Annotated in this window: 21 protein-coding genes and 1 tRNA gene; 9 read left to right on the top strand and 13 right to left on the bottom strand. The window is 70.4% G+C overall.

The genetic code is table 11. The annotated features are described in order from the left end of the window. Window positions 1–9: 9 nt before the first annotated feature. Window positions 10–1,182 (bottom strand): NAD(P)/FAD-dependent oxidoreductase, encoded by a 1,173-nt coding sequence (locus HT134_RS30080; protein ID WP_175603870.1) that lies wholly within the window; start codon window positions 1,180–1,182, stop codon window positions 10–12. Further along, window positions 1,179–1,529, bottom strand: a complete 351-nt coding sequence (locus HT134_RS30085; RefSeq protein ID WP_175603871.1) for a bifunctional 3-phenylpropionate/cinnamic acid dioxygenase ferredoxin subunit — start codon at window positions 1,527–1,529, stop codon at window positions 1,179–1,181. Before HT134_RS30085 ends, HT134_RS30080 begins: the two co-directional genes overlap by 4 nt. Window positions 1,530–1,705: 176 nt before the next feature. On the opposite strand from HT134_RS30085, the gene HT134_RS30090 reads away from it, so the two are divergent. Both HT134_RS30090 and HT134_RS30095 read left to right on the top strand, forming a co-directional pair. After that, entirely contained in the window at window positions 1,706–2,461 is a 756-nt protein-coding gene (locus HT134_RS30090; protein WP_246365884.1) for a M15 family metallopeptidase, read from the top strand. 311 nt (window positions 2,462–2,772) lie between these two features. Then, entirely contained in the window at window positions 2,773–3,390 is a 618-nt protein-coding gene (locus tag HT134_RS30095) for an HAD family hydrolase (protein WP_175603872.1), read from the top strand. A gap of 133 nt (window positions 3,391–3,523) precedes the next feature. On the opposite strand, the gene HT134_RS30100 is transcribed toward HT134_RS30095, so the two are convergent. From HT134_RS30100 to HT134_RS47825, 9 genes are all read right to left on the bottom strand, one after another. Further along, window positions 3,524–3,946: a S26 family signal peptidase gene (locus tag HT134_RS30100; protein ID WP_175603873.1), complete on the bottom strand. Its 423-nt coding sequence runs from the start codon at window positions 3,944–3,946 to the stop codon at window positions 3,524–3,526. Then, on the bottom strand, window positions 3,946–5,784 hold the full coding sequence (locus HT134_RS30105) for an ABC transporter ATP-binding protein (RefSeq protein WP_175603874.1): 1,839 nt from the start codon (window positions 5,782–5,784) through the stop codon (window positions 3,946–3,948). Before HT134_RS30105 ends, HT134_RS30100 begins: the two co-directional genes overlap by 1 nt. A gap of 3 nt (window positions 5,785–5,787) precedes the next feature. Continuing rightward, entirely contained in the window at window positions 5,788–6,291 is a 504-nt protein-coding gene (locus HT134_RS46105; RefSeq protein ID WP_175603875.1) for a TlpA disulfide reductase family protein, read from the bottom strand. A gap of 68 nt (window positions 6,292–6,359) precedes the next feature. Continuing rightward, complete coding sequence (locus HT134_RS30115) at window positions 6,360–7,070, bottom strand: ABC transporter ATP-binding protein (protein ID WP_175604170.1); 711 nt, start codon at window positions 7,068–7,070, stop codon at window positions 6,360–6,362. A gap of 29 nt (window positions 7,071–7,099) precedes the next feature. After that, window positions 7,100–9,922, bottom strand: a complete 2,823-nt coding sequence (locus HT134_RS30120; protein WP_175603876.1) for an ABC transporter permease — start codon at window positions 9,920–9,922, stop codon at window positions 7,100–7,102. 1,009 nt (window positions 9,923–10,931) lie between these two features. After that, a complete protein-coding gene (locus tag HT134_RS30125) occupies window positions 10,932–12,041 on the bottom strand; it encodes a hypothetical protein (protein WP_175603877.1) in 1,110 nt (369 codons plus the stop codon). Beyond that, window positions 12,038–12,556, bottom strand: coding sequence for a SigE family RNA polymerase sigma factor (locus tag HT134_RS30130; RefSeq protein WP_175603878.1), 519 nt, complete (start codon window positions 12,554–12,556; stop codon window positions 12,038–12,040). The genes HT134_RS30125 and HT134_RS30130 overlap by 4 nt, the downstream gene beginning before the upstream one ends. Window positions 12,557–12,622: 66 nt before the next feature. Beyond that, the gene (locus tag HT134_RS30135; protein WP_175603852.1) at window positions 12,623–12,823 is read right to left on the bottom strand and encodes a hypothetical protein; all 201 of its coding nucleotides are present in this window, start codon (window positions 12,821–12,823) and stop codon (window positions 12,623–12,625) included. 80 nt (window positions 12,824–12,903) lie between these two features. Then, the gene (locus HT134_RS47825) at window positions 12,904–14,325 is read right to left on the bottom strand and encodes a glycoside hydrolase family 43 protein (RefSeq protein WP_175603879.1); all 1,422 of its coding nucleotides are present in this window, start codon (window positions 14,323–14,325) and stop codon (window positions 12,904–12,906) included. Between the two features lie 192 nt (window positions 14,326–14,517). Between HT134_RS47825 and HT134_RS30145 the strand changes: the two genes are divergently transcribed. The 3 genes from HT134_RS30145 to HT134_RS30155 all read left to right on the top strand — a co-directional run bounded on the left by HT134_RS30145 (window position 14,518) and on the right by HT134_RS30155 (window position 16,624). After that, window positions 14,518–15,534, top strand: a complete 1,017-nt coding sequence (locus HT134_RS30145; RefSeq protein WP_175603880.1) for a LacI family DNA-binding transcriptional regulator — start codon at window positions 14,518–14,520, stop codon at window positions 15,532–15,534. 101 nt (window positions 15,535–15,635) lie between these two features. Beyond that, window positions 15,636–16,481, top strand: coding sequence for an NUDIX hydrolase (locus HT134_RS30150; RefSeq protein ID WP_175603881.1), 846 nt, complete (start codon window positions 15,636–15,638; stop codon window positions 16,479–16,481). A 56-nt stretch (window positions 16,482–16,537) separates the two neighbouring features. After that, a tRNA-Ser gene (locus HT134_RS30155) sits at window positions 16,538–16,624 on the top strand. 25 nt (window positions 16,625–16,649) lie between these two features. On the opposite strand, the gene HT134_RS30160 is transcribed toward HT134_RS30155, so the two are convergent. Further along, window positions 16,650–19,520 carry a nucleotide-binding protein gene (locus HT134_RS30160; RefSeq protein WP_312888550.1) on the bottom strand — a complete coding sequence of 957 codons (2,871 nt, stop codon included), beginning with the start codon at window positions 19,518–19,520 and terminating at the stop codon, window positions 16,650–16,652. 113 nt (window positions 19,521–19,633) lie between these two features. Between HT134_RS30160 and HT134_RS30165 the strand changes: the two genes are divergently transcribed. Together HT134_RS30165 and HT134_RS30170 are read left to right on the top strand one after the other, a co-directional pair. Continuing rightward, a complete protein-coding gene (locus HT134_RS30165) occupies window positions 19,634–20,590 on the top strand; it encodes an NAD(P)H-quinone oxidoreductase (protein ID WP_175603882.1) in 957 nt (318 codons plus the stop codon). Between the two features lie 5 nt (window positions 20,591–20,595). Further along, window positions 20,596–21,102, top strand: coding sequence for a bacterial proteasome activator family protein (locus tag HT134_RS30170; protein ID WP_175603883.1), 507 nt, complete (start codon window positions 20,596–20,598; stop codon window positions 21,100–21,102). On the opposite strand, the gene HT134_RS30175 is transcribed toward HT134_RS30170, so the two are convergent. Then, entirely contained in the window at window positions 21,093–21,893 is an 801-nt protein-coding gene (locus HT134_RS30175; protein ID WP_312888551.1) for an HAD family hydrolase, read from the bottom strand. The genes HT134_RS30170 and HT134_RS30175 overlap by 10 nt on opposite strands. A 250-nt stretch (window positions 21,894–22,143) precedes the next feature. Between HT134_RS30175 and HT134_RS30180 the strand changes: the two genes are divergently transcribed. After that, complete coding sequence (locus tag HT134_RS30180; RefSeq protein WP_101787411.1) at window positions 22,144–22,347, top strand: cold-shock protein; 204 nt, start codon at window positions 22,144–22,146, stop codon at window positions 22,345–22,347. A gap of 671 nt (window positions 22,348–23,018) precedes the next feature. Next, a complete protein-coding gene (locus HT134_RS30185) occupies window positions 23,019–23,165 on the top strand; it encodes a hypothetical protein (RefSeq protein WP_175603885.1) in 147 nt (48 codons plus the stop codon). Window positions 23,166–23,251: the final 86 nt, after the last annotated feature.

The raw sequence follows: 23,251 nt of genomic DNA on the forward strand, positions 1-23,251 counted from the left end.
ACTCCTGTCTCAGCCGGCCTGCACCGGCGCGGTCTCCAAGTGGCGGCGCCAGCGGGTGAACAGCCGGACCTGGTTGACGCCCAGCACCGCCACCGGACGGTCTCCCCGCCGGTAGACGGCCAGGAAGCTGCCGCCCGCCGGGTCGCCCTCCTCCACGGTCACCGTGTCCGCGTCGCGGGCGTGCCCGATGAACTGGATCTTCACGTCGAACTGGTCGGACCAGAAGTAGGCGGGCCGCGCCGGCTCGGGGCGGGCGGTGCCGCCGGACAGCAGGCTCGCCGCCGCGACGACGGACCGCTGGCGGGCGCCGGTCCAGTGCTCGATCCGGTGGTGGCTGCCACGTGCCGGGTCCCACCAGGCCGCGCAGTCGCCGACGGCCACGACGCCGGGGACGGAGGTGCCGCCGCCCTCGTCGCAGAGCACGCCGTCGCCCAGCTCCAGCCCGCTGCCGCGCAGCCAGGCGATGTTGGGCACGGCCCCGATCCCGGCGACCACGACGTCGGTGGGCAGGTGCGTGCCGTCCGACAGCCGCACGCCGTCGGCGCGGTCCGCGCCGGTCACCTCCGTCACCTGGACGCCGCGGACCAGCCGGACGCCGCGCTGCTCGTGCAGGCCGGCCAGGGCCTGCGCCATCGTGAGGCCGATGACGCCGGCCAGCGGCGCCGGACCCGACTCGACGAGCGTGACGTCGAGGCCGAGCTCGCGGGCGGTGGCGGCGACCTCGGCGCCGATGAAGCCGCCGCCGATCACCACCAGCCGCCTGGCGGTCCCGAGGTCGGCGCGCAGGGCGCGGGCGTCGTCCAGGGTGCGCAGCGTGTGCACCCCGGCCAGCCCCTCGGTGCCGGGCAGCGTGCGCGCGGACGCGCCGGTCGCGATGACGACGCCGTCGGCCGCGAGGGAGGTGCCGTCGCTCAGCGTGAGGCGGCGGGCGGTCGCGTCGAGGCGGGTGGCGGCCACGCCGAGCCGCCATTCGATGCCCGGCTCCTCGTCCTCGCCCTCCAGGGCCAGGTCGGCCTCGCCGATGGCGCCCTTGAGGAAGTCCTTGGACAGCGGGGGGCGGTCGTAGGGCCGGTGCGGCTCCTCGCCGATGACGACGAGCCGTCCGCCGTAGCCCTGGCTGCGCAGGGCGCGGGCGGTGAGCAGCCCGGCGAGCGAGGCGCCGACCACGCAGACCGTGTTCACGCCTGCCCCTTCAGGGTGACGCCGGGCGGGAGGTTGGGCGGCGCGTCCGACGGCACGACGTAGATGGTGTCGTCCTCGACCACGACCTCGTGGGTGCGGACCGGCCGCTTGGCGGGCGGAGCGTCCACCTGCCCGGTCCGCAGGTCGAAGCGCGAGGCGTGCAGCGGGCACTCGACCTCGCAGCCCTCCAGCCAGCCGTCCGCCAGCGAGGCGTCCTGGTGGGTGCAGGTGTCGTCGATCGCGAAGATCTCACCGTCGTCGGTGTGGAAGACGGCGATGGGCGGATCGACGTCGAGGCGGAGGGCCTCGCCTCGCGGCAGTGACGCGAGAGGGCACGCTGGGATCATCGTGGCACACCCCGGTTTCACAAAGAGCAACGTCTAGCGCTATACGCAACAGAGTGCGGGTGCGGAATGCGGATGTCAATACCGGTTTGCGGTCACCTGGTAGGGGATTGCCTGTTTCCCGCCGGGCCGTCGTCTCCCGAGTGGGGCTCCTGACCGGCTTCGCGTAGGGTGGCCAGATGAAAGGTGCTGCCACCATGGCGTTCGTGGTGCTCGCGTCCCTGTCGTGCGGCGGCGGCCAGCAGGCCCCGGCCGGGTCCTCGGCGGCTCCGTCCACGCAGAGCCCGCCGGCCGCTCCCACGTCCTCGGCCAGCGGGGCGGGCGCCACCACACCGGCACCCACCCCGTCACCCACGAGAACCGGTCCGCCGCCGTTCACCGCCAAGGTCACCCCGATCGCCCGCAAGCGCCTGCCGTACTCCTGGCGTCCCGGCTGCCCGGTCTCCTACCGGGACCTGCGCCTGATCACGATGACGTACTGGGGCTTCGACGACCGCGCCCACACCGGCGAGCTGGTCGTGCGCAAGACCGTCACCGACGACGTCGTGACCGTCTTCAAGAAGCTGTACGCCATGCGTTACCCGATCAGGCAGATGCGGCTCGTGGACGTCTACAAGGGCGACGACTACGACTCCATCGACGCCGACAACACCTCGGCCTTCAACTGCCGCGCCGCCACGGGTTCGAGCAACTGGTCCAACCACGCGTACGGGGAGGCCGTGGACCTCAACCCGCGCGAGAACCCGTACGTGACGGCCTCCGGCGGCACCGCCCACGCCAACGCCAAGAAGTACGCCCACCGGCCGATGCGCGGGGAGGGCGTCATCAACCCGGGCGACCGCGTGGTGCGCGCGTTCGCCTCGGTGGGCTGGGGCTGGGGCGGCTCCTGGTCCGGCACCAAGGACTACCAGCACTTCTCCCGCAGCGGGCGTTGAGAGCTGGGGCGATGCCGCGACCCAGCCGTTGACCTGCGGTGCGGTCACTCACCGTTTCTCGGCTTCTCCGGTCGCCTCACACCCTCGTGTGCCCTCGTTGTGCCCTGCGCCTGGAAGGTATCGCCGGAGGTGCTTGCGATACCTTCCAGTACACAGGCGGCCGGAAACCCGATCCGGTGCATCGCGGCATGACTCGGTGAGGAGTCCGGTTGACAGTCAGGACGCCCCGACCCCATGTCGCCCGAGTCCTGGAGCAGACCCGTGCCGCCCTCTTCGTCTTCGACGACGCGGTCTGTGGCCTCTCTCACCAGATGGACCCGGCACCGATCGCTTGGGAGATCCATGACCGGCTCCTCGCCTCGGGGCACCGGATGCCGTTCCTCGTCACCCTCAACCTGGACCCGATCGCCAGGATGTGGTACGCCCAGGACGTGAACCGCGACATCGGCACCGAAGCGGCCCGGCTCGTGCGCGACGCCGAGATCGCGGCCGCACGCACGGCCATGCCCGTACCAGGAGTGCGCGAAGCGCTGCACGCCTGCCACGCCAGCGGCAGAGGCATCGCGGTGGTCGGCGACACCTCCTCCCACGCGATGGAAACCTACCTGGACCTGCACGGCCTCCGGCAGTTCGTCGGAGCGGTCGTCGGCCGCGAGAGCCTCTTCCCACTGCCCGCCGGCGACCGGACGGGCGAGACCCTCCTGAAGAAGGCCGCGCACGCGCTCGACGCCAAGCCCGCCGACTGCGCCCTGGTCACCCTGAGCCCGGAGTCCACGCTCGTGGCCAGGCTCGCCGGGATCCGCTCTCTCGGAGTGGTCAACAAGCGTGGCCCCCGCAAGCACCTCGCCGCTCCCCCCGACGCGGTGGCCGTCTCCTCCATGGCCGATCTCGCCGACGGCTTCGCAACGGTCCCTGCCCTGAGCACTTGATCACGAGTGAAGCGAAAGGGCGTGGCCGAGGACCGGAAGTGGCTCGACGCGCCTCGGCCGTTCCCACGCCGGACAGCAACAATCGCCAGTACTCCGACTCCACATCCAGGCCTGCGGTAGCAGACGTAGCCCATCAGCGATCCAGCCGGCCAACAACGCGAGCGACGATGTGATCGACCGGAATGACCCCGAGGTGCCGAGAATCGAGACTCTGCTCACGGTTGTCCCCGAGGACCACCACATGCTCTCGTGGGACCACATCGCCGGGAATCCCCACTGGGACGGCCTCACCCGCGACCGCCGCGATCCTCTTCACCAGAAGAGGTGTCCTGGACGATCCTCGTATCCCGGCGAGCCGTGGATTGCGCAGCACTACGACCTCTCCCACGACGAACCGAGCCGGACGGCGTAGACGCACGGCGAGCAACCTGTCCCCGTCCTTGTACGCGGGAAGCATGCTCGGCCCGCTCACAGAGGCGATGAGCAGGTGCAGCCGGATGGTCAACAGCGCGGTGGCCACGACCACGACGCCTCCGGCCGCGATCCACGTCCACATCAGCCGACCTCCATCTGTTCTCCTTGGTAACGAGACGCCTGAAGCGTGAAGAGGCGTGTGTAGACCCCGCCCTTCCTCATGAGCTCGTCGTGAGTGCCCTGCTCGACGACCTGCCCGCCGTCCAGCACGACCAGGGAGTCGGCGTCTCTGACCGCACCCAGCCGGTGGGAGATCAGCAGGCTCGTCCTGCCGCGCCGATGTTCCTTCAACATCACGTGGATCTCGTGCTCAGCCTCCGCGTCCAAGCCCGAACTGGGTTCATCGAGAATGAGCAAGTCGTGATCCTCGCCGAGCATCGCGCGAGCGAGTGCGACCCGCTGCCACTGGCCTCCGGAGAGGAAAACACCTGTGGTGGGGTCGTCCTTGTCCGCGTTATCGGCGAATATTCTCGTGAGCAATGTGTCGTAGCCGCGAGGCAGAGCGCTCAGCTCGTCGTGCACGCCCGCGCGCCTGGCGGCCTCCTCTATGCGCTCCTGGTCCGCCATCAGCGATAGGTCACCCAATCCGATGTTCTCGGCAGCGGAGAGGTGGTAGGCCATGAAATCTTGGAAGACAGCCCCGATGCGCTTCCGTAGTTCTGCTGGGTCCAGCATCCGAATATCCGTACCGTCCCAGAAAACGCTACCCCGCTCCGGATCGTAGAATCGACAGAGAAGCTTCACGATGGTGCTCTTCCCTGAACCGTTTCGTCCTATCAGTGCGACCGCCTTGCCGCGAGGAATGACAAGGTTCACTCCGCGCAGGATCCACGGGTGTTCTGGGCTGTATCGAAACCAGACGTCGCGCAATTCTATAGCGGTCTGCAGCGGAAGGGTGACAGTGAGACGCTCGGGAGCAGCGAGATCCGGCTCGACCGTCTCCACGTCCTGGAAATGCCGGAACAGAAGCAACTGCTGGTGAGCACCGGCCGCTTGCGCGACCAGACCGGCCACCCCGCTTTGCACGCCAGTCATCGCGAGTAGGAACATCGAAACGTCTCCTACGCCGAGACCGCCGGCCGTGGTCGCGGCCACGACGAATACCACTCCAGCACCGGAAATAGCAGCCGCCAGCGCCGCGAGGACGCTCTGCACGAGAAGTTCACGACGGTCCAGACGGCGCCGCTGAACGTCGGCCTGCCTCCGTTCGGACAGCATACGGTCACGCAGGAAAGCCCCTAGCCCGAACAGGCGGACCTCCTTCGCGGCCTCGGCATCCGACAACAGCTGACCGTAGAAGAACTCCCGCCGCTGCGCCGGCTCCAGTCCCCACATCAGAGCCGCTCGACGACGGGCCAGAGCGATCTCCGCGATGAGCATCGGCACGGTCCCAGTCAGCGCCACTCCCGCGAGAAGTGGGTAGAGGGTGAACAAGGAGCCGAGGAGGCCGCTGATCGTGAGAACTCCTCCGAACAGGCCCAAGGTGCCGTCCAGTAACTGGGCGGGGGTCCGCCCTCCGAACTGGCTTGCCAGCCGTAGCCGGTCCAGGAAAGCAGGATCCTCGAAACGAGCCAGACCGGGGAGAGCGTTGACTGCCGTGTACAACCGCCCCTGAGCCAGCACACCCGTGGCGCGCTCCAACTCCGCCCGCAGAAAGCGGTTGGCATTCGGTACCAGCCCGTACAGCAACCCAGCGACGGCCAGAGCGACGGCCAGCGGAATCACGTCATCACCGACAACGATGCTGTCGATCGTCATCTTCGTCAGCCAGGCCATGCCCACGGGGAGCACAGCCGCCATAACGGTGAGCAGCGTCAGGAGGGTCACAGAATCCGGGCCGGCCTTCCACGCCAGGCCCGTGGCCGACAGGACTCCCTTCAACCAGGACGACGAGCCGCGGACAGAGATGCGCGTCGACATGAGTCAGGCCCGCAAATGACTGGCCGGCAGCCCCGTCGCCGACACCTTGCCTCTCTCGACCGTTACGAAAGCCGGTGTGCCTCGAACATCGAACGCCTTGGCTACGGGGCTGCCGAGCGACTCGACCACCACGACGTCTGCCACCGACTCCAGCGCGGAGATCATCTCGGCTCCCTCGTCGGGTGCGGTGGCCACCACTGCCAGGGAGCGCGCCGCGGTGGTCTCGGCGAACGCCACGAACTCGGGAAGCTTCTCATGGCACGGTTGGCACGTGGATGAGAAAAAGCCGACCAGGGTGCCGTCTCCCAGTGAATCCATGGACACCGTTTCTCTCGTCGTGGTGACGGCGGAGAAGTCACCGACGGCTCCCCCCACGGGCAGCGTCAGTGAAGGCGGTTCGAGCATCGACGACTGCTCCCGCAGCCGACGGATCACCCCGAACAGAAGCAGGAGGTTCAGCAGGCAGAGGACGCCGACCAGGGCAACGGCAACGACGAGATAGGGCACCACGTACCGCCTCAGGGATTATTCGATTCCAACGCGGACTGAACCAGGACTTCGAAGAATCGCGAAAGCTAGCCACCGGATCCACGGGTGTCAGAGGTGATCCTGCCGTCGCGCAACACGATGGTCCGCTGGCAGGCGGCTGCGACTTCGTCGTTGTGCGTGACCATGACCAGGGTCATGTTCTCGGACTCACACAGGGAAAGCAGCAGCTCCAGAATCTCCTTGCCCGTGTCACTGTCGAGATTGCCGGTGGGCTCGTCGGCGAGCAGCAACCGAGGGGCTCCGATCAGGGCTCGGGCGATGGCGACGCGCTGCATCTGACCGCCGGACAGCTGGGAGGGAAGCGAGGCAGCCCTATCCCGCAGCCCGACAAGCCGGAGCAGGTCCGTGGCCCTTGCTCTGGCTGCCTTGGCCCGTCGGCGGTCGGTGATGACGGGTGCGAGCACGTTGTCCAGGGCCGTGAGCGCGGGCAGAAGATGGAATCTCTGAAACACGAAACCGATCCTGCGGCGGTAGTCATCCAACTGCCGGTCCCGCATCAATTCCAGCCGTTCGCCGTCCACCTCTACCTCGCCGCTGTCGGGGCGGTCCATCGCACCGATCAGGTGGAGCATCGTGGACTTTCCCGCTCCTGAAGGTCCGGTCACGGCGACCGATGATCCCGGGTCTATCTTCACGTCGACCGCGTCCAGCGCGCGAACCTCCTGGTCTGTGCCACGCCGGTACACCTTCGTCACCTGGCGTAGCTCGATCCGACCTGTCATCGGCGCCTGTTTCATCACGGTTTCCCTCGTTCCACCCGTTCACTTCACTCTCCAGAGAGCGCAACCGCCGGTTCCAGCCCCGCGAATCGCCACACCGGAAGCGCCAGCATGACCATCAGCAAGACGAAGCCTGCGATCCCGGACACGCCCGCGACGACGAGCGCGTCCCCGGGTACTGCTCCGCTGAACGACCACACGACCAGGACCCCCGCAATCGCTCCCAGCACCCCGCCGAAGGCACCGATGCCCGCACCTTCCAGCGAAGCCAGCCGCACCAGATCGCCACGGCTCCACCCCAGGGCCCGTAGCGCGGCCAGTTCGCCGGCCCGCTCGCGAAGGCTGATCAGCAAAAGGTCCAACGCCCCCGCCGCGCCCAGAAGGACCGTCAAGACGATCGCGATGTAGTCGACGGTCCTCGCCTGCGCGACGACGGCGTCGCCGAGCATCGAGCCGATGACCTCCCCGCGGAAGGCGAACGTGATGGCCAACAGGATCGTGACCGCGGCCACCCCGAGGGCCAGGCCCAGTGCGCCCATCGCGGTACGGCCCGGTACCCGTCGAAGGTTGGCCATCGCCAGGCCCGCGACGGAACCAATGCTCCGTCCCGATCCCGAGGGCGACACCGGCGGGGTGAGAGCCTCGATCGGCGTCATGCGCGCCGCCCGCCACGCGGGGAAGGCCCCGGCCAGCACCGCGAGGCCCCATGCCAGCGGGACGACCGAAACCGACCGCTTCCATGACGGCTCGACACCGAAGACAGCACCGATGAGGGGAGACAGGGCTGCGCCGGCGACGCCGGCGATGGATGCCACGACGACCAGTTCGGAGGAGATCAGCAAAAAGACCCGTCCCTTGCTCCACCCCAGGCAGCGCAGGGTGGCGATCTCCTGGCGCCGCGCTCGAACCGAGGCGAACGCCGCCTGGGCCAGGAAGAGCGCGCACACAGTCAGCACCAGGAGGTTGAGCATGAGGCTCTTGCGGTCGACGGAACTGACGAGCTGGAGCGCCACCCCCTTCTTCACCCAGTACTCGTTCACCCGGATCGCCGTTCCGTCAACCGCGACGCCGGGGGGCAGTTCCACCGTCTGCGGCGCGGGCGAGCTACCCATCGTGACATCGACGTCCAGGTCGGGGAAGGCTCGGCGTATCTTCGTCGCCACCGCGTTGACCCGTGCTCTTGACAGCTCGTCGACACCGTTCACGTCCGCCACGCGGATCCGGATGGCGCTGATCGGAGCTCGCTCCTGGAGGGTGTTCCTGTCCACGCGTGTCTTGGTGAACGCGTCGATCGCGGCGAGTGTGGTCAGCAGGCCGGGCGGCTGGGCCAGGTAGCCACCGAGATTGCGGTCCGGGCTTAGCGGCCGGTCTCCCAATGCCTTCCGGCTCGCCGCATCCGCGCCGTCGACGTCGGGAGAGCGGTAAGTCTCCAACGGCACCTTGGTCAGCGACGAGAAGCCCTTCAGCCGTTGCGGATCGAAGGCGCCGACCAGTTCCACATGGGGGAACGGAATACCTTTGGTGTCCTTCCACCGTCGCGCGCCAGAGTCGCTGGCGTGTCCGTTCCGCGTCACGGTTCGGGCCTGCACACCGGTGTTCTCGACGGGGACCGCGGTCTCCCAGATTTTGTCGATCTCACCGACGGACCAGATGGCGGGGTTTTGTGCCGCCTGTGTGGTGAGCGTCAGCTTCTGACCACTCTCCCGGTAGGAGACGGGTCCTACGGTCCAGTACTGACTTCGCCACTGCCGCGCGGTCGAGTCGTCGATCCTTGGATAACCTTGGGTGATCGACACCTTCTGACGGCCGACCACCTCGCCCGTCAAGTGCTCAGCCCAACGTCTGGCCGACGGTGAACCGAGCTTCGCGGGGACAGCGCCGGGGCTCCCGATCTCCAGCCTCTCCACTTCGGCCGTCATCGTCCCGTCGACAGGCGGGCGGACGCTCATCTGGACGGGTACCTTCAGGTCCACGATGTCGGGGAAGGCCGGGTCGACGGTCGCCTTCACCGTGTCGTTCCCCGTCAGGGCGCGGCCGGCGACCCGCGCCGTACTCAGCCCGACGAGCCGGTCCTCCTGCTCCGGGTCGACGGCGGAGAGCAGAACGGGATAGGTCACGGGAATCTCGAGCACCATAGGTCGCGCTGGCCTCCCGTCCCCGTTTAGCGACTGGCACGTCATGGTCGACCGGACTTTCGGGTCGAAAGGCGACGATGCCTGGCTGAGGACCCCGAACGGGTTGAGCGTGCGGTCTGTCGGCTTGTCATCGCCTCCGGATGGGTTCTGATTGAAGTACCAGCAGACCTGGTGTTTTCCGGATTCGACCAGGCGGCTGCTCGGTTCGAGAGCCGGAATACCGCGATCCTCGCGCAATGGACTCTCAGTGACATACAGATAGAGGTTCTGCTCGGGATAGGTGCGCAATCCGGAGCCGACGACATATGTCGGCTTCAGCCGGAAAAGCTGGCGAGGCGCCTTGGTGAGAAACGGTGTGACGTCCATACGGAGCCGACCGTCTACCAGCATGTAGCCGAGGTTCGCGACGGGCGCGGCGACATCGATTCCCGGAAGACGCTTCAGGGCGCGGTATTGGTCCAGCGTGATGCCACCGAAGATGCCAGAAAGGTAATTAGCCTGAACCAGCGCGCGCTTTCTCTCCAGCGCGGATTGAGATCCCCTCGGTCGGACCAGCACATCGTAGGCCGACCGGCTATTTCCCTGCACTAGGCCAACAGTTTCCAGCCGGCTTGTCCGGACGGCAGCCGTCAGCAGCAGAAAACTGCTGCTCGCTACGAGGATTCCAAGACCGAGAAAGAACGCTCGCCGCCACGAGTGCCGTAAGCCGGCGAGCGAAACCCTGAACACCATCATCCTCACATCAAGTCCGTCCACGCCGAGTTCATGAGCCGACCCATGGCCGACTCATGAACCGTCATGGAAGGCGTGGAACAATACCTATCCCGTTTCGCCGCACATTGACCTCGCTGCCCGCCTCGGCGTCGAAAGACTCGACACCAGGTGACCCCCAGGACGACCGAACTCGATGACGGAGTCCCGGATTAGCAGATCCACCTGGTTTCACAATTGTTCGCAGGGCAGTTGTCGTAGTAGTCACAGCACACCTGGTTGCAACTCCCCGAGCTGCAGGATCGGCCGAGGTAAATGCAGGCCGCCTCGGCCTCGACCTTGGGGGCGAGTGCGGACAGCAGCCTGTCGGCGGTTTTTGCAATGACTTGCAGCATAGCCCTCTCCCTGACGTGAGTGTGTCGCACGGCTTCGTGGCCGCCTTGATCATAGAAGCCAGAAAAGAAGTAGATCAATAGTTTCGCATCGTTTTGTCGGCTAATTTCACTCATAGTGATTATTTGATGTCAATCTGTGCCGATTGTCAGAATTAAGCCTTCCGCTCCAACGGTTGCTGTGGCTTTAAATACCATTTGTCGCTTTGCAGCTTCGCCGCCGTCAGGGTCACCGGCAAGGGGAATGGGCGGGTGGGTCTTGCCGGGCTGATCTGCATCCGGTCCGGGCAGCGCACCCGGTTGATGTTCCGCACGCTGCTGCGACGCGACCGTTCCGGCGATGCCCTGGCGTAAGCCGCCCAGCACGCGGCCGGCGCGGTCACGATCGAGGTCGCGCCGCGGGGCACCGGATGTCGCTCCTCATTGCGCTCAATCCGGATCCGATCTCCATGAGGTGGTACGCCAAGGGCATCAACCGGGACATCGGCACCGAAACGGCCCGGCTCCCACGAGACGCCGAGATCGCGGCCCGCTCCCGAGGCCACTCAGCGCGGGTCAGTGGTGGGCTGGGGCTCGACGACGAGCCTTGTCGCCTCTCGGCGATTCCGGCCGCTCACCCCCCTCAGGGTGAGCGGCCCGCGCTATCGGACGGGCTCGGCGACGCCCGGCAGGACCAGTCCGTCGAAGGTTCCCTGGTAGCCGGCCAGCCGCCGGGCGCGCCCGGTACCGGCGTCCACCGCGTACGTGGCCACGCTCCCCTTCGTCGCGTACACCACCGTGAACTCGTGCCCGCTCGTCCAGGGACCCGTGCTCATGAGGCTGGCGTACTTGCCCTTCGGCAGGCCACGGATGGGGAGCCTGCGCGCGACCCGTCCGGTCCTGACGTCGAGCATGGTCACGGTGCCGGTCGCCAGGTCACGGTTCCGCCGGTCCCAGCGCACGGCGACCACCGTGTGGCCGTCGGGCCCCACCTCGTTGAACATGATGTACGGCCCCTTGAAGCGCACCGGCTCGCCGCCTCCGGTGACGGGCATCAGCCACAGGTCCGTCCTGGCGTACCGGACCAGCTCGGCGACGCCGCCCCTGACGCTGACCACCTCGTACTTGCCGTTCAGCGGCACCGTCCTGCCCGTGCGCATGTCGATCAGGGTTCCGGGGTCCTTGCTGCCCTCGCGGGGGTCGAAGGCCACGTACCGGCCGTCGTCGGAGACCACCAGCATAGAGCCCATGCCGATCCGGTCCTCCTTGATCGTGACGGGAGAGGTCACCTCGGTGCCCATGATCAGGTCACGGACCACGTGGGCCTGCGCCTGTCGGCTGTAGTAGGCGAGCATGCGCCCGTCCCGGCTGATCGAGACCGGCGCCCTCCCCTCCTTGGTGGTCCAGGCGAGCGCCTGCGGCAGGCGGTACGTGGCGCCGGCGGCGGTGACCACCCGCCACTCGACATCGTCGCAGTTCAGGTGCTGCCCGACTGTCTTGCACCGCGTCTGGTACGCGTGACCGAGCGGGCCGACCTTCCCGGCCGGCAGGTCCGGCACCGTGCCGGCGCCCTGGGACGCGACCGGCTGCTGGCGCTGCCAGGGAACCGTGGTGGCGGCCGTCGCCGCCGCCAGCACCAGGGCCGTGCCCAGGGCCGCCGCGCCCGTGGTGAAGCGGCGGCGCCTGCGGTAGCCGGCGATGGCCACGTCGGCCAGGTTCACCAGGGGCGCCTCGTCGGCGATGTCGTTCAGCGTCTCCCGCAGCCGCGTCATCGGGCCACCTCCACGATCTCCGGTTCGGACAGCAGGTGCGCCAGCTCGGGCGCCACGGCGCGCAGCCGGGCCAGCGCGTGATGGGTCTGGCTCTTGACGGTGCCGACGGAGCAGCCGAGCAGCTCGGCCGTCTGGGCCTCGCTGAGGTCCTCACGGAAGCGCAGCACGATCACGGCCCGCTGTCTGGGCGCCAGCCTGTCCAGGGCCTGGCGCAGCACCATGCGGTCGAGCGTGGCGTCGTCGTGCGAGACGCCGCGTTCGGGCGGCTCGCCGCTCGGCACCTCGGGGCGGGGCCGCCGCTTCCAGGAGATGTACTGGTTGACCAGCGCCTTGCGGGTGTACGCCTCGGGGTTGCCGTCCTTCGACAGCTTGTGCCACTGCCGCACCACCTTCATCAGGACGCTCTGCAGCAGGTCCTCGGCGAGGTGGGCGTCGCCCGTCAGCAGGTACGCGGTGCGCATGAGCGCCTGCTGGCGGGCGAGCACGAACTCGCGGAAGCCGTCGTGACGATCCAAGGTGATCTCCTCTCGCCCGTTGCCAACGCCACCCGGCGGGCGAAAGGTTGCAGCCGGTCCGCGATCTTATGTCAGGGGGTTCCAGCCGTCCGTTCCCGCGAGGTAGCGCCGCGGGGTGAAGGTCGCCGCCTGGGCGGCGGTGAGCTGGGGGCGGTCGGCGGCCACGACGAGGTCCCGCCGGGCGGCGGTGTCCGCCGCCGCGGCCGGGGCGGTGAGGGCTGAGGTGGCGACCAGTGTCGCCGCCGCGAGTGCGAGGACGGACCTCATGAGCGCTCCTTGACCGGAGGTGCCCGCCTTGACCAGAGGTGCCCGCCTTGACCGGAGGTGCCTGCCTTGACCGGAGGTGCCTACCTTGCGATGTGCACGGTGAATTCCTCGAAGATCGCCTGCCCCGTCCCGTCGCCCTCGGCGAAGAGGCCGAGCACGGCCCCCACCCAGCGGCCCTGTGTGGCGTGGAAGGGCTCGCCGAGCGGGCGCGGACCGTCCCCGGTGTCGGCCAGGAACGTGACCACCGCGCCCTCGCTCACGCGCGCGCCCAGGGTGACGGCCGTCCCCCCGGGCACGGTCACCTCGGCCGAGCCCGCGCGCACGACGGCGGACCCGTCCGGCGCCGGCTCGACCGCCACGGACGCGGAGGTGTGGCCGACGACGGCCAGCCCGGCCCGGCCCGCGCCCTTGAGCACGACCCGCGTGGTCACCGTGCAGGGGTCGCCGGGCAGCCGCTGCGTGAGGACGGCCGGGCGTTCCCGCAGGTCGGCGGGGCCGGGCACGCAGGTCAGCCGGAGCGTCCCGTCGCGCAGCTCCCACCAGGACGGGTCGGGCTCGGCCTGCCAGCTCCACTGCAGGCCGAGCCCGGGCCCGGCGAAGTCGTCGGACGTGGCCGGCGCGGCCGGCTGCCCGCCGGGCACCGGCACGGGGCCGCCCGGCACCGGCACGCCGTTCGCGCCCATGACCGGCCAGCCGTCGCGCCACCGCATGGGCTGGAGGTGGACGACCCGCCCGTACGGGCCGCGGTCCTGGAAGTGCATGAACCAGTGCTCACCGGACGGCGTGTCCACCCATCCGCCCTGGTGCGGCCCGTTCACGTCGGTGCCGCCCTGCTCCAGCACGATCCGGTCCTCGTACGGGCCGAAGATCGAACGGGACCGGAACACCGACTGCCAGCCGGTCGCCACGCCGCCGGCCGGGGCGAAGATCCAGTAGTGGCCGTCGTGCCGATAGAGCTTGGGCCCCTCCAGCGTGCGGTAGCCGGGCAGGAGGTCGGCGTCCACGACGAGGGTGCCCTCGTCGAGCACCTCGCGGGCGTCGGGCGACATGCGGTGCAGGGTCAGCCGGTTGCTCACTCCCGCCCTGCTCCTGGCCCAGGCGTGCACGAGGTACGCCTGGCCGTCCGCGTCCCACAGCGGGCACGGGTCGATGAGGCCGAGACCGGGCTTGACCAGGTGCGGCTCGGTCCACGGGCCTCGGGGGTCCACGGCGCTCACCTGGTGGATCCCCACGTCGGGGTCGCCGTAGAAGATCCAGAAACGGCCGTCGTGGTGACGCAGTGACGGAGCCCACACGCCGCAGCCGGGTCGCACGTCGTCGTATCCCCGGGTCACGGCGTGGCCGATGATCGTCCAGTTGACGAGGTCGCGGGAGTGGAGGATCGGCAGCCCCGGCACCTTGGTGAAGCTGGAGGCGGTCAGGTAGAAGTCGTCGCCCACGCGGATCACGTCGGGGTCCGACCAGTCCGCGTTGAGCACGGGGTTGCGGTAGAGGGGCGCCACGGTGGAAGTCTCCTGGGTCGATCAGGGCCAAAAAAATGGTGCAACCGGTTGCATGAACGATGCGCGAGCGCCGGGGCGACGTCAACGGCTCGCGACCGCCCCCGCCGCGCCGAGCAGCGGAAACGCCCGAACCTCGAAATTTTCGCGCTCGCAGGGGTGGCCTGGACGCGAGGCTACAGGCACAGTTGGGACATGACGGCCGAAAGCACGCCACCCCGGTTGCCCAAGCTGGCAGTCATCGCCCGCGAGGCCGGAGTGTCCGTCGCAACCGTTTCCAAAGCTCTGAACGGCCGGTCCGACGTCTCCGCGCACACCCGCCGTCTGGTCGCCGACGTGCTGGAACGCCGCGGCTACCCCAGGCAGCGGCTCAAGCGGCGCCGCGGCAGCCTCGTGGACGTCATGCTCCAGGGCCTGGACTCGCCGTACGCGCTGGCGGTCCTCGGCGGCGTCGAGGCGGCGGCCTGGCGGCTGGGCGTCGACGTCGTCGTCTCCGCCGCCACCGGCCGCACCAGGAACGGCCAGCCGCCGGCCGCCTGGCTGGACCGGATGAGCGCCCGCGACAGCGCGGGCATCCTGCTCGTGCGGACCGCGCCGACCGCCTCCCAGCGCTCCTGGCTCAAGGACCGCGGGATCCCGGCGGTGATCGTGGACCCGCGCCGCGATCCCCCGCCCGGCGTGCCCGTCGTCGTCTCCGCCAACCAGGCCGGCGCCCGGTCGGCCGTCGAGCACCTCATCGGCCTGGGCCACCGGCGCATCGCCGTCGTCACCGGCCGTCCCGGCGTGCCCTGCGCCGCCGAGCGGCTGGCCGGGTACCGGCAGGCCATGACCGGCACGGGGCTGCCCGCGGACCCGCGCTGGGAGGCGTGCGGCAACTTCCGGAGCGAGGACGCCCGGCGGGCCACCCACGAGCTGCTCGACCGGCTGCCGGCCCCGCCGACCGCCGTGTTCGCCTGCTCCGACGCGATGGCCGCCGGGGTGGTGCAGGCGCTCGCCGAGCGCGGCCACCGCGTGCCCGCCGACGTCAGCGTGGTCGGCTTCGACGACTCCGTGGCGGCGGCGCACGTCACGCCCCCGCTGACCACGGTCCGCCAGCCCTGGAACGGCCTGGGCGCCGCCGCGCTGACCGCCCTGCTGGCGGCCGACGCCCCCGCCCGGGTGGAGCTGCCCACCACCCTCGTCGTACGCGCGAGCACGGCCGCTCCCGGCTGACGGACACATGACCTCGCCCCGCGGCCGATGGCTCCGCGTCCGCCTAGGCTGAGGGTTCCTGGGGGTCCACGAGAGCGGCGTGAACAGGGGGAACGAAGACCATGGCGGCTGGCGACGGCGACGGGTGGACGGAGTGCGGGCGGGGCCACCGGCACTGGGGGCTGCACGGCGCCTCCGGGCTGCTGGCCGTCCACCACGACGCGCACGGCGTGCCGTACGTGCTCATGCAGAAGCGTTCGTGGTGGAGCCACCACGGCGGCACGTGGGGGCTGCCGGGCGGCGCGCTCGACAGCCACGAGGACGCCGTCGCCGGAGCGCTGCGCGAGGCCCGCGAGGAGGCGGCCGTCCCCGGCGACGCCCTGCGGGTCAAGGGCGTGTACGTGGACGACCACGGCGGGTGGGCGTTCGAGACGGTGATCGCCGAGGCGTCCGAGCTGCTGCCCGCCGTGCCCGCCAACCGGGAGAGCGTCGAGCTGCGCTGGCTGCGCCTGCCCGAGATCTCGGCGATGCGGCTGCACCCCGGCTTCGCCGAGACCTGGGGAGAGGTCCAGGAGGAGCTGCGGCCCGAGACGCTGGTCCTCGACGTCGCCAACATCGTCGGCGCCCGCGCCCAGCACGGCTGGTGGAAGGACCGGCTCGGCGCCGCCACCCGCCTGCTGGAGGACGTGTCACGGCTCGGCCTGACCCACCCCGTGCTGGAGCGCTGGTACCCGCGGATCGTGGCCGTCGTCGAGGGCGGCGCCCGCGAGGTGCCCGACGTTCCGGGCGTCCAGGTGGTGGCGGCCACGGGCAGCGGCGACGACGCCATCGTGGAGGTCGTCCGCCGGGCGCGGCCGTGGGAGCGGGTGCTCGTCGTGACCGCCGACCGGGGCCTGAAGGAGCGCGTCACCGACCTCGGCGCCACCACCGTGGGCCCCAGGTGGCTGCTGTCACAGCTCGACCGGTAGGAGCCGCCGCTCCGGTACCCCGGCGCCACGGCAGCCGCTAAGGTGGTGTGCGCACTGGAGGGTTCGCATAGTGGACGAGTGCAGCCGCCTTGAAAGCGGCCAGGTCAGCGATGGCCTCGTGGGTTCGAATCCCACACCCTCCGCTCGGTCCTCCCGCCTTCGGGCGGCCTAGTCGCGCGCGCCGGCCATCGCCTCCCTCGTCCCGGCGAAACCGTCGCCCACGTACGCCGCGAGCTGCAGGAAGGCGTCGCGGGTGGGCTCCTGCAGCCGGTCCAGGTCGATCTCCGCGCCCTCCTCCAGATGCGGGTCGTACGGCACGCGGATCACCGCCCGGCACCGGGCCGCGAAGTGGGCCTCCAGCTTGTTGATGTCGACCGCCGACTTCGTGCGCGGCCGGACGCTGCACAGCACGACGGTGGCGTTGCGCACCAGGTCGCCGTAGTGGTGCGCCTCCAGCCAGTCGAGCGTCGCCGACGCCGCCCGCGCGCCGTCCACCGACGGCGAGCTGACCAGCACGATCTGGTCGGCCAGGCCGAGCACGCCGCCCATCGCCGAGTGCAGCAGGCCGGTGCCGCAGTCGGTGATGCAGATCGAGTAGAAGTTCTCCAGCACCTGCGAGACGGCCTGGTAGTCGGCGCCGCTGAACGCCTCCGACACCGACGGGTCACGGTCGGAGGCCAGCACCTCCAGCCGCGAGGGCGCCTGCGAGGTGAACGCCCTGATGTCCACGTACCTCTTGACCTGCTCGCGCTCGTTGAGCAGGTCGCGGACCGTCGCCGAGGTCTCCAGCACCAGCTTGTCGGACAGGGTGCCGCGGTCGGGGTTGGCGTCCACGGCGATGACGCGGTCGCCGCGCGTCGAGGCGAGCGTCGCGCCGAGGCCGACCGTGGTCGTCGTCTTGCCGACGCCGCCCTTCAGGCTGAGGACGGCCACGCGGTGGTGGCCCGTGGCGACCGGCGTGCGGGCCCTGGACAGCAGCTCGCGGCGGCGGCGCACCTCCGGCGGCTCACCCGGCTTGATCCAGCCGCCCGACGCCTTGTAGATCAGGCGCCGCCAGCCCTTGGAGGGGGCGTTGCGGCGGCCCCGCAGCAGGGTCTCGGGGTCGAGGCTCTCGGCGGTCGGCTTGCCGGTGACCGGCGGGCGCGGGGACGCGCTGAAGACCGGGACGGGGGCGGGGCGGCGCGGCCTGGGCGCCGGCGGCTCGGCTCGCTGCACGGGCGGCTCGGCTCGCTGCACGGGCGGCTCGGCTCGCTGCACGGGCGGCTGAGAGGCCGTGGGTGGCTGAGAGGCGGCAGGCGTTTGAGAGGCCGCGGGCGGCCGGGAGCGGTCCGGCGCCGGTTCCGGGTACTCCGGCGGCTCGGGACGGTCCAGTGCGCTGCCCTGCGCGGCCCGGCGGCCGGACGGCGCGCCGAACGCGGGCGGGTGGGCGAGCGGCCTGACATCGACGGTGTGCCCGTCCTCGTCGTCGTGAAGGCGGCCCGCGGCGTGGCCGGACTCGGCCTCGTCGTCACGGGGGCGGGATGGGGCGCGCTCGTCACGGAAGCGGGACAGGGCGGGCCGGGTGTCGTCGGCGACTCCTCCGCCCTCGGGAGCGTGTGCGTCCTCCAGGGACCACACGTCGGCGGCGGTCGTCGCGCTTTCGGCGGAACGTGCGTCCGCGGCAGAACGTGCGTCCGCGGCGGATCGCGTCTCCGTGGTGGGCCGTGTGTCGGTGGTGGGCCCTGTGCTGTCGGCGGTCCGGGCGTCGTCCGACGGGCGTACCTCGTCGGCGGGACGGCCCTCGCCCAGCGGACGCACCTCTCCGGACGGACGCACCTCACTGGACTGGTGCGTCTCGTCCGACGGGCGAGCCTCCGACGGGCGGCCCTCCGGCGGGCGGGGGGCGAACAGCGGGGTGTCGGACGGCGGTACCGGGCGGGGGTCCCACGCGGACGGGGGCCGCACATTGGGCGAGGTCGCGTCCGGGGAGTCCTGATCGGCGGCCGCGCCCGCCGCCTCGGAGCCCGCCGTCTCGGAGCGCGCCGTCTCGGAGCCGCCCGCCTCTTCCCGGCCGCGCGCCTCGGAGGGGTGGCCGGCGACGGAAGGGGCCTCCGCGAAGCCCGCCTCGGGCGCCCGCGTCTCGGCAGAGCCGGACGCCTCGGACGGGCCGGACGTCGCGGAAGGGCCGGACGTCGCCGAAGGGCCCGATGGCGCGGAAGGGCCTGAGGTCTCGCCGAGGCCGGACATCGGGGAAGCCGCGGAACCCGTGGAAGGGCCCGACTCGGCGGAGGGAGGCGTCAGGGAGGGATGGGTCTCGGACGTCTGCGCGTCGAAGGCGCTGAAGCGCTCCGGCGGCAGCGGCCACTCCAGCGGCTCCGGCCACCCGGCACGCTCGTCCGCCGACCGTCCGCCGGCCGCCGGGTCGTCGCCGTCGCGCGCCGGCCGGGGCTCGGGCAGCGAGGGGTACGTGTCGGCGTCGTCGGCCCGGGGCAGCGGCTTGAGCGGCTCCAGGAACGCGTCGGGCCCGGCCTGCGTCAGGTCGTCGCGTACGTCCCGTGGCTGCGCGTCGAACGGCGCCGCGGGCGTCTCGAAGGCCGACGCCTCGCCGAACGCGCCGGGCCGCCCGACGGGCTCCGCACCGTATCCGGACCGGTCGTATCCGGACGCCTGCTCATACCCGGACGTCCGCTCGTATCCCGACGTCTGCTCGTACCCGGAGGTCTCCTCGTAACCGGGCGACGTGCGGCCGAACGGCGACGGCGGCTCCAGCCACTGCGTGGAGGCGTCGCTCTCGCGCCCTGCCTCCTGGTCCGCGCCGGCCCCCGCGCCGGACGGCAGGTCGGGGCCGTACAGCGAGCCGGCCGCGGCGCGGAACAGCGGCTGCGGCGGCGCCTCCGGCGGTGTCACCGACCTCCAGGGGTCCTGCGGGTACGGCGAGGCGGACCGCTCGTCACCGGAGCCGGCGGAACCGCCCGGGACGGACGCCTCCTCCGTCTCCTTGATCGCGTCGAGCCAGGCAAGCTGCTCCTCGAGCGATTCCTCGCGATCGTGTCTCGCCACCGTGTTCCCCCTCGGGTGGGTGTAAAGGGGCAGCAAATATTCTGAAGATTAACGCCATGTGTTCCCATGGTCGCAGCCAACCCACAACTTCTTTGCCCGGTTACGGTGGTGCCATGCGAGCCATCGAGATCGTCCGGCCGGGCGGCCCAGAGGTCCTGGAGTGGCGCGAGGTGCCCGACCCGCGTGCCGAGCAGGGCCAGGTCGTCATCGACGTGGCCGCGGCCGGGGTCAACAGAGCCGACGTCCTGCAGCGCAAGGGTTTCTACGATCCGCCTCCCGGCGCCCCGCCGTACCCGGGGCTGGAGGTCTCCGGCGTGGTGGCGGAGGTCGGCGCGGGTGTGCCGGGCTTCGCGCCCGGCGACCAGGTGTGCGCCCTGCTGGCCGGCGGCGGCTACGCCGAGCGGGTGGCCGTGCCGTGGGAGCAGGTGATGCCGGTGCCGGAGGGCGTGCCGCTGGTGGACGCGGCGGCGCTGCCGGAGGTGGCGTGCACGGTGTGGTCCAACGTGTTCATGCTGGCCCGGCTGCGCAAGGGCGAGACGCTGCTGGTCCACGGCGGGGCGAGCGGGATCGGCACGTTCGCGGTGCAGCTCGCCAAGGCGCTCGGCTCCCAGGTGGTGGCCACGGCCGGGAGCGAGGCCAAGCTGCGGCGCCTGCGGGAGCTCGGCGCGGACGAGACCATCAACTACCGCGAGCAGGACTTCTCGGAACTGGTGCGGGCCGACGTGATCCTCGACATCATCGGCGGCTCCTACCTGGCCGGCAACCTCAAGGCGCTCAACCCCGGCGGCCGGCTGGTGATCATCGCCCTCCAGGGCGGCGCCAGGGCCGAGATCGACCTCGGCGTCCTGCTGACCAAGCGGGCGTCGGTCCACGGCACCACGCTGCGCGCCCGCCCCGTCGAGGAGAAGGGCGTCATCGTCCGCAGCGTCGCCGACAACGTCTGGCCGCTGGTCGGCGCGGGGGCGGTGCGTCCCGTGGTGTACGCGCGGGTGCCGATGAGCGACGCGGCCGAGGCGCACCGCATGCTGGATTCCGGCGAACACATCGGCAAGATCCTGCTAGTACGGTGAAACCTATGAGTGCTGAGGACAACAACACCTCTCGCATCGTGGTGGTCGGTCCCGACTTCCAGGGTCAGAGTGACAGTGGTGAAGAGGAGCGCTCGGTCACCAACCTGGTCGAGCAGCCCGCCAAGGTCATGCGTATCGGCAGCATGATCCGCCAGCTTCTGGAGGAGGTCCGCGCGGCCCCTCTGGACGAGGCCAGCCGCAAGCGGCTGAAGGAGATCCACCAGTCCTCGATCAAGGAGCTGGAGGACGGCCTGGCACCCGAGCTGGTCGACGAGCTGGAGCGGCTGTCGCTGCCGTTCACCGACGACAACGGCACGCCGCCGAGCGACGCGGAGCTGCGCATCGCCCACGCGCAGCTCGTGGGCTGGCTTGAGGGGTTGTTCCACGGGATCCAGACCACGCTGTTCGCGCAGCAGATGGCGGCCCGGGCCCAGTTGGAGCAGATGCGCAGGGCGCTGCCCGGCGTGCCGCACGGCGACGTCCCGCCCGGCGGCTCCGGCCCCTACCTGTAGTCCAAGGGGCGCGGCCCGTAGAGCTGCTCCAGCACGCGGGCCACGCCGTCGTCGTCGTTGGCCGCCGTCACGTGATCGACCGCGGCCAGCACGTCGGGATGCGCGTTCGCGACGGCGTACGACGTGCCTGCCCAGCTCAGCATGGGCAGGTCGTTCGGCATGTCCCCGAACGCCACCACCTCCGACGGCTTGACCTCGTGCCGCTCCGCGAGCACGGCCAGCGCCGTGGCCTTCGTCACACCGTGAGCGCTCATCTCGATGAGGCTGCGGCCGCTGGAGTGCGTGGCCGTCACGAGGTGCCCCACGAGCTCGTGGACGGTCGCGTGCAGGGTGTCGGGGTCCATGCGGGGGTGGAGGGCGAGCAGCTTGGCGCAGGGCTGCGACGTCAGCGTGCCGGCGCCGACCCGCAGACCTCCGACGGCCTTGCTGTCCCAACCGCCGAGCGGGAATTGGGACTCATGCGCAAATCCCCCCTCATACTCGACCGAAAATGCGAGTTCGGGCACGTTCGCTCTTAGCTGAGCGACGACTTGTTCCAGTACATCCACCTCGATCAGGTGTGATTCGACTATGCGTTCCGTATGCAGGTCGTAGATCAGGGCCCCGTTTGCACAGATCGCCAGCCCCCGGTGACGCAGCGCACCCGCCACTCCGCTCATCCACCGCGGCGGCCGGCCGGTGACGAACACCAGCATGGCGCCCGCCTCCTCGACTCTGGCGAACGCCGCGGCCGTGCGGGGAGAGATGGTTCCGTCGGCGCGCAGGGCGGTGCCGTCGAGGTCGGTGGCCACGAGACGCGGCGCGGGGAGACTCTGCATAACACGTTCCAGTTTGCCGGGTGATGCCGCCGGCCAGAAATCTTCCCAGGGACGGGAACACCGACGCGCCAGAATGGTGTTAGATGTGGAGGCGTTGTATTAGCTGATCCCGTAGTGAAAACCAGCATGACATTGTCTGAGCCACCCCGGGTGCCTGCTGTACGACACACCGGGACTCGCGAGGTGCGGGTCCCATAGATTCACATCCTGAGGGAGAGCTTTTATGGCTCAGGGAACCGTCAAGTGGTTCAACGCTGAGAAGGGCTTCGGCTTCATCGCCCCGGACGGCGGTGCGCCGGACGTGTTCGTGCACTTCTCCGAGATCGTCGGCAACGGCTACCGCAGCCTTGAAGACGGCCAGCGGGTCGAGTTCGAGATCACCCAGGGCCAGAAGGGGCCGCAGGCCTCTCAGGTCCGCTCCATCTGACCTGTAGCAGCGAGATAGGCCGGGGTTCGCTTCCAGCGAACCCCGGCCTTTCGCGTTCCCGGGGCCGCCCGGCTTCCTGATCACGAATGTGACTCAACTCACGGATCGCCGAACCCGCTGCGCCCGGGCCGCGGCGCGCTCATCAACGACCCGTGCTCAAGCAGGCCTGGCCTCGGGTTCGTCATGGGCAAGCTGAGTGACGTCGCGGGGCTCGTGGTCGCGCCGCCGCCGGTCGCCCTGCTGTTCTGGGGACGGGCCGAGCTGGCGGCCACCGTGCTCACCGGTGTGCTCCGCGCGCTCGTCAAGACGACGCAGACGGGCGCTGAGGCCGCCTCCCATGTCTTCACCCTCGTGGCGGGTCCGTCGCGCGTCCTGGACGACCTCGCGGACGTCCTGGCCGCCTGCCCGCGCTCGCCCTCGCCTGGGGCGTGGGCACGGCGGCGCACCCTCCACGCCGGCCCGGGGCGCGTACGGGTGCTGGTGACCGCGCCGTTCGCGGTGCCGGCCGTGGCCGCCACCGCCGGCGTCGTCCCGGGCGTCGTCCCACCGGCCGGCGCGAGGCTCGGCGCGTCCCAGGGGCTCGAGGTGGACCTGTGGGCTCTGCTGGGCCCTGGGCGCAGGGCCGCGTACGCCGTCGCCCTCGTCGTGCTGCTGGGCGCCGCGGAGCCGCGATGCGGCGGCTCGACGTCGCCTACGCCCTCCGCGCCGCGATCGCGAGCGCCGGGCTGCTCCACACGGGCCTCAACCTGTGGACGGACCGCTCGGTCCCGGGCTTCTGCCCCGACGAGCGCCGCCCGCCGGGAGACACCCCACTGTGAGACGCGTTCCGAGGCGGACCGCACCTCACGCAGCCCCCGTCAGGTGGGGACGACGGGTCGCGGCCCGGGCACGACTGTCACGTGCC

Source organism: Nonomuraea rhodomycinica, assembly GCF_013363995.1.
GTDB lineage: Bacteria > Actinomycetota > Actinomycetes > Streptosporangiales > Streptosporangiaceae > Nonomuraea > Nonomuraea rhodomycinica.

Coding starts and splice junctions, on each gene's coding strand:
- HT134_RS30085 (WP_175603871.1), bottom strand. CDS start 1,529: ATGATCCCAGCGTGCCCTCTCGCGTCACTGCCGCGAGGCGAGGCCCTC.
- HT134_RS30090 (WP_246365884.1), top strand. CDS start 1,706: ATGAAAGGTGCTGCCACCATGGCGTTCGTGGTGCTCGCGTCCCTGTCG.
- HT134_RS30095 (WP_175603872.1), top strand. CDS start 2,773: ATGGACCCGGCACCGATCGCTTGGGAGATCCATGACCGGCTCCTCGCC.
- HT134_RS30100 (WP_175603873.1), bottom strand. CDS start 3,946: ATGTGGACGTGGATCGCGGCCGGAGGCGTCGTGGTCGTGGCCACCGCG.
- HT134_RS30105 (WP_175603874.1), bottom strand. CDS start 5,784: ATGTCGACGCGCATCTCTGTCCGCGGCTCGTCGTCCTGGTTGAAGGGA.
- HT134_RS30115 (WP_175604170.1), bottom strand. CDS start 7,070: ATGAAACAGGCGCCGATGACAGGTCGGATCGAGCTACGCCAGGTGACG.
- HT134_RS30120 (WP_175603876.1), bottom strand. CDS start 9,922: ATGATGGTGTTCAGGGTTTCGCTCGCCGGCTTACGGCACTCGTGGCGG.
- HT134_RS30125 (WP_175603877.1), bottom strand. CDS start 12,041: ATGACGCGGCTGCGGGAGACGCTGAACGACATCGCCGACGAGGCGCCC.
- HT134_RS30135 (WP_175603852.1), bottom strand. CDS start 12,823: ATGAGGTCCGTCCTCGCACTCGCGGCGGCGACACTGGTCGCCACCTCA.
- HT134_RS30145 (WP_175603880.1), top strand. CDS start 14,518: ATGACGGCCGAAAGCACGCCACCCCGGTTGCCCAAGCTGGCAGTCATC.
- HT134_RS30150 (WP_175603881.1), top strand. CDS start 15,636: ATGGCGGCTGGCGACGGCGACGGGTGGACGGAGTGCGGGCGGGGCCAC.
- HT134_RS30165 (WP_175603882.1), top strand. CDS start 19,634: ATGCGAGCCATCGAGATCGTCCGGCCGGGCGGCCCAGAGGTCCTGGAG.
- HT134_RS30170 (WP_175603883.1), top strand. CDS start 20,596: ATGAGTGCTGAGGACAACAACACCTCTCGCATCGTGGTGGTCGGTCCC.
- HT134_RS30180 (WP_101787411.1), top strand. CDS start 22,144: ATGGCTCAGGGAACCGTCAAGTGGTTCAACGCTGAGAAGGGCTTCGGC.
- HT134_RS30185 (WP_175603885.1), top strand. CDS start 23,019: ATGCGGCGGCTCGACGTCGCCTACGCCCTCCGCGCCGCGATCGCGAGC.